Here is a 7,074-nt window from a genome sequence, read left to right as displayed (position 1 = left end):
CACCAATTCCTCCACGCTGGGCTCCTCCAAGGTTGCCTCGGCGACCAACCGACCAAAACAGGTCTGCAACATGCACTTCTTCAACCCGGCGCTGGTCATGAAGTGCGTCGAGGTGGTCCGCCACGAGGACACCAGCCAGGAAACCATTGACGCCACCATGGAACTGGCCCGTTCCATGGGCAAGTCCCCGGTGCTGGTCAACAAGGAGATCCCCGGATTCGTGGCCAACCGCCTGATGGGTGCGCTGCGGGACGAGGCGCTGCGTCTGCAGGAGGCCGGCATCGCCAGCATCGCCGACATCGACACCACCGCCAAGACCGCGCTGGGCCACCCCATGGGCCCGTTCGAGCTCATGGACCTGGTGGGCCTGGATGTCAGCTACCTGATCCGCATGGCCACCTTCGAGGAGACCGGAGACGAATCCGACCTGCCGCACCCCGACGTGAAGGCGCTCTACGAGGCCGGCCGCTTCGGCAAGAAGACCGGCTCGGGCTGGTACGACTACGACGGCGCCGGCACCAAGAAGTAGTCCCCTCCCGGCACCACCTGCCGGTAGCCCCAACGCACGACACCGACGCAAAGGAAAAACACCATGCCCCAGGCATTTCTCATTGGCGGAGCCCGCACCCCGGTCGGCCGCTACGGCGGTGCGCTGTCCTCCGTGCGCCCCGACGACCTGGCAGCCATCGCCATCAAGGCCGCGGTGGAACGCGCCGGCATCGACCCGGATACGGTGGACGAGGTTGTCCTCGGCAACGCCAACGGCGCCGGCGAGGAAAACCGGAACGTCGCCCGCATGGGTTGGCTGCTGGCCGGCTACGGCGATGGCGTCCCGGGCATCACGGTGAACCGGCTGTGCGCCTCCGGGCTTAGCGCCATCATCATGGCCAGCCACATGATCAAGGCCGGTGCCGCGGACATCGTCGTCGCCGGCGGCGTCGAGTCCATGAGCCGGGCGCCCTGGGTCCAGGAAAAGCCGACGAAGGCCTTCTCGAAGCCCGGCGGCATCTTTGACACCTCCATTGGCTGGCGCTTCGCCAACGACCGCTTCACCACCGGGGACCTCTCCCGCAATGGCAAGATGACCTACTCCATGCCGCAAACCGCCGAGGAGGTTGCGGAGGCCTACGGCATCAGCCGTGAGGACGCCGACGCGTTCGCCGTGGCCTCCCACGATCGTGCGCTCGCTGCCATCGCCGCGGGCCGGCTCACCGAGGAGATCGTGCCGGTGAGCATCCGCGGGCGCAAGTGCGAGACCGTGGTGGACACCGACGAGGGACCGCGTGCCGGCACCACCGCCGAGGTGCTCGCCGGGCTGCGGCCCATCATCAAGCCCGGCGGCGTGGTCACCGCCGGAAACTCCAGCACCCTGAACGACGGCTCCTCCGCAATCGTCATCGCCTCCGAGGCCGCGGTGAAGAAATACGGGCTGGTTCCGCGCGCCCGCATCGTCGACGGTGCCTCGGCCGGAATGGCCCCGGAAACCATGGGCATGGGCCCGGTCCCCTCCACCTTGAAGGTGCTGGATCGGGCCGGCTGGGGCATCGGGGACCTGGGTGCGGTCGAGCTCAACGAGGCCTTCGCCTCGCAGTCGCTGGCCGTGATGCGGGAACTGAAGCTCGATGCGGGCATCGTCAACAACGACGGCGGCGCCATCGCGCTGGGCCACCCGCTGGGCTCGAGCGGGTCGCGCCTGGTGGTGACCCTGCTGGGCCGAATGGAACGCGAAAACGCCAACCGCGGCCTGGCCACCATGTGTGTCGGGGTGGGCCAGGGAACCTCGATGCTCCTGGAACGCGTCTGAGAATCGATTGAGTGAGGAAGCGGTTGATTCTGCGCTGATCGTGTATACCCCCATATCACCCAGAAAATCTTCCACGCCTTTGACACACGGATATCCCTTCTCCCCGCGTCTCAATCGCCGATCCTCCCAGCGCGACACTTCCCACTAGGAATCCGATGGTCATTCGACATCTTTCAGGTCGGCCATCGGAAACCTCGGGGACTCAGCGCTATGCGGCGCCGGTCGCCTGTTGCAGGTGGGGACCGCCGTTACAGCAGCGCAACCCGCTCTCCAGGGCAGCGGGGTCGCCGTTGGCCAGGGCCTCAAGGATTCTCCGGTGGTCACCGATAACCTTCGCCTGGTGGTCGGGGCCGAAGAAGTAGGTGGTGCTGATCCGGTGCTGGAGCGGGTGTACCCAAATGCCATGGAGCATGTTGCGCAGATACTCGTTGGGGCACGGTTCGATCAGGGTCGAGTGGAAGGCGAGACCGAGGCGGAAGAGCTCCTCAGCCTCGTTGGGGTCGAGAGCTTCGTACTCATCGACGAGGGCACGTAACCGGACGAGCTGTTGCCGTGTGTGGTTCCCGAGGGCCTGCCGGGCGGAATTTTTCAAGTCAAGCGGTACCAAGGTGAGTTAGTCAGCGGTTAGGCTGCCGTCTTTTCGGCGGTTTCTGTTGGTTTGTTGATCCATGCCGGCCCGGGCAGTGCCAGGATCTTGGGATCGCTGGCAGTGCCGAAACGGTGGGGGTGTTTGGCCCTGGCCGCGCTCAGCGTATTGGAGCGTTTCTGTGCCACCCCGTCGGAGAAGCCGTAGTGCACGTTGGCGGGGGGTATGGAACCCGATACCGGAGTGCTGGTGATGATGACTCTTCTATATCTTGTCAAGCCGTTTCCTGAACCCTTTTTGCCTGAGCCGAGGCAGCCAGGATTCTGAACACACGACGAGCCAGATAGCGCTTGACGCAACGTCGGATCTCCTTGTCGGTCTTACCCTCGGCCCGACGTTTCTCGACATAGTCGCAGGTTTCTGAGTCATATGTCATTCTGGTGATCGCAGCCATGTGCAAGGCGCTCTTGAGCCTCCTGTCGCCGCCCCGGTTCAGCCGATGCCTCACCGTGTTTCCCGACGATGCGGGGATGGGATTCACTCCGGCCAGGCACGCAAAGGCAGCCTCGCTATGGACCCGTCCCTCGTGGGACCACGCCACCAAACACTTTGCCGCGGCCACCGCCCGGAAACCCTTCTCATCGAGAAGCGGCGCTGCCTCGCTGACCTTGACCAGCTCGTCCAACTTCTGCTCGTTGGACTTCAGCTGCTCTTCGAGGTCCAGAACGTGCTTGGCGAGACGGACCGCCTCGGCACGACCGATACCCAGGGCCAGTTCTTCCTCACGTTCACGCCACCGGGAGATCTCTTCGATCTGCACCGGGGTGAGCCTCCTGCGGGCATCAACACCGAGGTCGTTGCTTCGCACCAAGGCGTTCAAGGCATTGGTCGAACGGGTACGACCCTTGGTCACCCACGACAAATGGGTGGCAATGCGAGACGATAGACAGAGCGGTCACCGTGCTTTTCCTCTTGTGATGGACTTGGTTGGTGGCCGTTATTGGCCGTGGACGGACAAGTCAACAGAAAGACACCCTGAGGGTCAGTTGTACCAAGAGTCACGTCTACGTGTGGAACGGCCGGTAACTATCCTGCCAGCCAGTCCCAGACCAGCTAAAACAAGTCTCACAGGTTATACCAATCCACGAAGCCGCTGATGAAGGCCCGCGCATCACCCAAAGAGGCGAAGCGCTCGGGGAACGTCGGCCCGTATTTCATGGTCTTGAAAAGGCTCTCTGAGTTATCCCGAATTCTTATCTGGGGAAATTTGAATTTTCACCTTGTTTTCCCAAGTGGGACACGTGCGTACGCGTCCGCAGGAGAACGTTGATGTGGTCTGTTCCGGTGCTCCATCGGAGTCGGCTTGAACCTGCCGTGCGGATTTCGGTGGTTGATGGTGGCTGGCGATCTGCAACATCGAGGACAAGCGCGCCATGGAGCGCGCCAAGACCCGCACCACCGCACGCGAGACCACCGGAGGCCACCTCGTCCAGGGAGCCAAGACCAACGGCTGGAACCAGGCTCTGCAACACCTCATGCTGGCCTACCCCGAACGGCTGGAGGGGCACCTGGACTAAAACCAAATTTTCGCCTTAAGGGCTAAATGAATGAAGTTAGAAACACCACCTGACTAGGTCACTTACACAGACAACTTGACAGGCCCCAGCAGGCCGCCGAACGCATGATCCAAGAAACGATGACCGACACCCACTTCCACCGGCACATCGACCACCTATTCCCCGCACCGGCAAAAAACGCCAGCGACCGCGTACACACCAACCACCGCGAAAAGACACTCACCCTCGACATGCTCTTCATCGACGCACAAGCCAACCACGAAATCCGCGGCACTCAATGGGCCGGCTACCAAGCCGTCACCGAATACATCGACCACTACACACCAGCCCAACGCACCCAATGGACCAACGACCCAGAAACCGCCCGCGCACTCTCCAGCCTCAGCAAAAACAACACCAACCTCAAAGAACGCGCCTTCACCCTAGCCACCGCATATCTGGACACCCTTGCCACGGGCCACCCCGGCTGAGGCCGTTCCCTTCTTAAAGAAGCCGGTTTCGTCGATCGCCAGGATCCCTTTCTAGTCACCCAAGTGCTTTTTACGTAGGCGAACAAGGCATCGCGCACCGTGCCTGGATCCCAGTCGGTGGTCGAGAGCCGACGCCGCGTCCGGCCCGTTCGGCCAGGGCCCAGGAGTTCTTCCCCTCCTCGTCCGAGAGTAGGCCACGGATATAGCTGATCGCGTTGTTCCGCGGTTCGGTGCGCGCAAACTCGTCCCCGATCAGATCCCTGATTTCTTCAAGGCCCTGGGCCCATTCCTGTATTCCGCCACCCAAATATCATTGCTCATCCGTCATGATTAACAGGTTTTGGCGCCGAAATTCGATTAAATTCGATTAAACCGCCGACAATATCGGAATCAAGCGTGACTGTAATACTAATTTGCTCGGACAGGCTCCACCATAGCGGCACGGGCCAGTTGACCGGCCAGGGGCGCGGACCCGTCGAGTTCGGCGATGGAGCTGTCCAGAGCCCGCGCGGCGTCGGAACCGACCAACCCGGCGGCTTTGTCCACCAGCTGATCTCGCGTGGCGCGATCCGAGGGGGACCCTCGAAATGCATCCTCGAAGCGCTCGATGACGGTACCGTCCTTGAGCTTCACCCGAACCTCGGCCTGCCAGCTGGCAGGGAATGCGGCCTCAAGACGGTCGCTGGTGTAGCAGACGACCTTCCCCAGCCATTCGCCCAAGTCATTCGCGACGCGCGGGGCGTCCTCGAACTGCGCCACGGTAGCCTCGCCGGTTGCCAGGGCAACGGCGGCACCGAACGGCATATTGAACTGGGCGTCCACCGGGGTATTTACGATTAGCTTCCGCTCCGGCGGATCGGAAATGAGCGTGGCGCCAGCCTTCAGCACCGCGGTCTCGATGACGTCGATGTCCTCAAGGCCCAGCCCCGGGTGTTCCCGGCGGATCTCGCGCAACAAATCGATGTTCCCGTGCATGTAGCGGCAGCAGGGGTAGAACTTAATGCTCGTAGCCAGCGCGGACTTGCCGTACTCCAGGTTCAGTGAACGGCCAGCGACCAGGCCCTTGCCGTACTGGTTCAGGAACCCGTCGCGGCCCTCGATCGCATGTTCCGGCGCCGTGAATCCGGACTGGGCCAAGCGCGCCGCGCGGATGCCGCTGGCCGAGGCGTGCCCGGCATTGAGGCGCTTTGTCCAGGATCCGTCGGACAGGAACTCCAAGCTTCCCGCCGCCAGGTTCGCGGCAAGTGCGACCGCGTGGGTGGTCTGATCCTCGGTCAGCCGCAGCAGCGTGGCCACGGCGGCAGCGGCGCCGATAACCCCTGCGACGCCGGTCGGGTGGAAGCCGCGGCCGTAGCTCTCGGCGGCGCCGATCAGGACTCCGGCCTCGCACATGACGTCGTAGCCGACCGTCGCTGCGTGCAGCACTTCGTTGGCCAAGTGACCTCCTTCGTCTGCTACCGCCAGCACGGCCGGGAAGATGACGACGGCAGGATGTAGTGAGGCCTCCTCGAATGTGTCGTCCAGCTCGAGGCCGTGCGAGGTGGCGCCGTTGAGCAGCGCCGCCTCCTGTGCGGAGGCATACATTCCCGTGCCGTGAACCAGCGCCGGCTTGTCTTCCGTGCGCTCCGGGGAGAGAGAGACCGAGGAACGCACGGCCACGGCCGAGTCACGCTCAATCCCCCCGATGGTGATGGCGAGGTAGTCCAGCAGGAGGAGACGCATCCACTCCGAGACTTCCTTGGTGGGTGTGTGTGGGGCGCAGGCATGGCGGGCCAGCTGGCGGGCCAAGCTTTCACTATGCATCGGATCTCCTGAAATTGGGCCAGTAGTTGGCTTGTGTAATATGTTGACCAAAGGCGGGGACAAGATTCATACGGAACGCAATTTTACGGCTGGCTAGAACGCAGAGCCGGCCGCCGCTTCGTGGACGAGCCGCGCATCGAAGTAGTCGGCCAGCTTCTCGCCGGCATGGCGCAGGTGTTCCTCCATGGTCTTGCGGGCACGCTCGGGGTCCGAGTCCTTCATGGCCGCCAAGATCTCCCCGTGGTCTTCCATGGTGGTTTCCGGCCAGCCGGGAATCGAGGCGTAGAACATCCGCGGAACGTAGCGGGTGGTCAGTCCCAGCACCCAGAGCATTTTTTCCGCATCGGCCAGCTTGTTGATCTGCCGGTGGAAGTCGTGGTTCTTTTCCTCGAGCAGTTCGTTGTTGTTCCGCGCGGCCGCGGCCATGAGTTCCAGGTGCAGGGCCTCGAGTTCGGCCAGGTCGGCCCGGGTGGCGTTCTGCGAGGCGCGGGCCGCCAGTTCCCCGGCCAGCAGTCCCTGGACGCGGAACAGGTCCCGGATGTCCTTGCCCCTCAGCGGGGCGACCATGAACCCCTTGTTCTGGACGGCCTTGAGGAAGCCTTCCACGCGCAGCAGCTGCAGGGCCTCGCGGGCGGGGGTCGTGGAGATGTCCAGCGCCTCGGCGACCTGTTCGACGCGCACCTGGCTGCCCGGCGGCATCTCCCCGGAGATCACCATGGCCCGCACATAGGCCGCGGCGCGTTCGCTGAACTGCTGCCGTGGCGCGCTGGGGCGTCGAGGTGACATGGGCGGGTCTCCGTTCAAACGAGCTGGATACGATCGTCGGGGGGGGGG

Annotated in this window: 5 protein-coding genes and 5 pseudogenes; 4 read left to right on the top strand and 6 right to left on the bottom strand. The window is 63.4% G+C overall.

Annotated features, from left to right (window positions below; genetic code table 11):
* On the top strand, positions 1–529 hold a 529-nt coding region (locus ACIPVK_RS21375), incomplete at its 5' end, for a 3-hydroxyacyl-CoA dehydrogenase family protein (RefSeq protein WP_407613998.1).
* A 63-nt stretch (positions 530–592) separates the two neighbouring features.
* Entirely contained in the window at positions 593–1,804 is a 1,212-nt protein-coding gene (locus ACIPVK_RS21370; RefSeq protein WP_407613997.1) for a thiolase family protein, read from the top strand.
* A 208-nt stretch (positions 1,805–2,012) separates the two neighbouring features.
* Here ACIPVK_RS21370 and ACIPVK_RS21365 read toward each other — a convergent pair whose 3' ends face one another.
* From ACIPVK_RS21365 to ACIPVK_RS21350, 4 genes and pseudogenes are all read right to left on the bottom strand, one after another.
* On the bottom strand, positions 2,013–2,396 hold the full coding sequence (locus tag ACIPVK_RS21365) for a GntR family transcriptional regulator (RefSeq protein WP_407613996.1): 384 nt from the start codon (positions 2,394–2,396) through the stop codon (positions 2,013–2,015).
* Positions 2,397–2,428: 32 nt separating this feature from the next.
* Positions 2,429–2,651, bottom strand: a pseudogene (locus ACIPVK_RS21360) (IS3 family transposase); the annotation flags it as partial.
* Between the two features lie 13 nt (positions 2,652–2,664).
* Positions 2,665–3,303: pseudogene (locus ACIPVK_RS21355) on the bottom strand (transposase); the annotation flags it as partial.
* 218 nt (positions 3,304–3,521) lie between these two features.
* Positions 3,522–3,629: pseudogene (locus ACIPVK_RS21350) on the bottom strand (integrase core domain-containing protein); the annotation flags it as partial.
* 158 nt (positions 3,630–3,787) lie between these two features.
* Between ACIPVK_RS21350 and ACIPVK_RS21345 the strand changes: the two are divergent.
* Positions 3,788–3,967: pseudogene (locus tag ACIPVK_RS21345) on the top strand (IS256 family transposase); the annotation flags it as partial.
* Between the two features lie 65 nt (positions 3,968–4,032).
* Positions 4,033–4,437: pseudogene (locus tag ACIPVK_RS21340) on the top strand (DUF932 domain-containing protein); the annotation flags it as partial.
* 408 nt (positions 4,438–4,845) lie between these two features.
* On the opposite strand, the gene ACIPVK_RS21335 reads toward ACIPVK_RS21340, so the two are convergent.
* Positions 4,846–6,240 (bottom strand): MmgE/PrpD family protein, encoded by a 1,395-nt coding sequence (locus ACIPVK_RS21335; protein WP_407613995.1) that lies wholly within the window; start codon positions 6,238–6,240, stop codon positions 4,846–4,848.
* Between the two features lie 93 nt (positions 6,241–6,333).
* Positions 6,334–7,026, bottom strand: coding sequence for a GntR family transcriptional regulator (locus tag ACIPVK_RS21330; protein ID WP_407613994.1), 693 nt, complete (start codon positions 7,024–7,026; stop codon positions 6,334–6,336).
* Positions 7,027–7,074 lie beyond the last annotated feature (48 nt).

This window comes from Paeniglutamicibacter sp. MACA_103, assembly GCF_045798555.1.
Taxonomy (GTDB): Bacteria; Actinomycetota; Actinomycetes; order Actinomycetales; family Micrococcaceae; genus Paeniglutamicibacter.
This window is presented reverse-complemented; position numbering and strand designations above follow the sequence as displayed.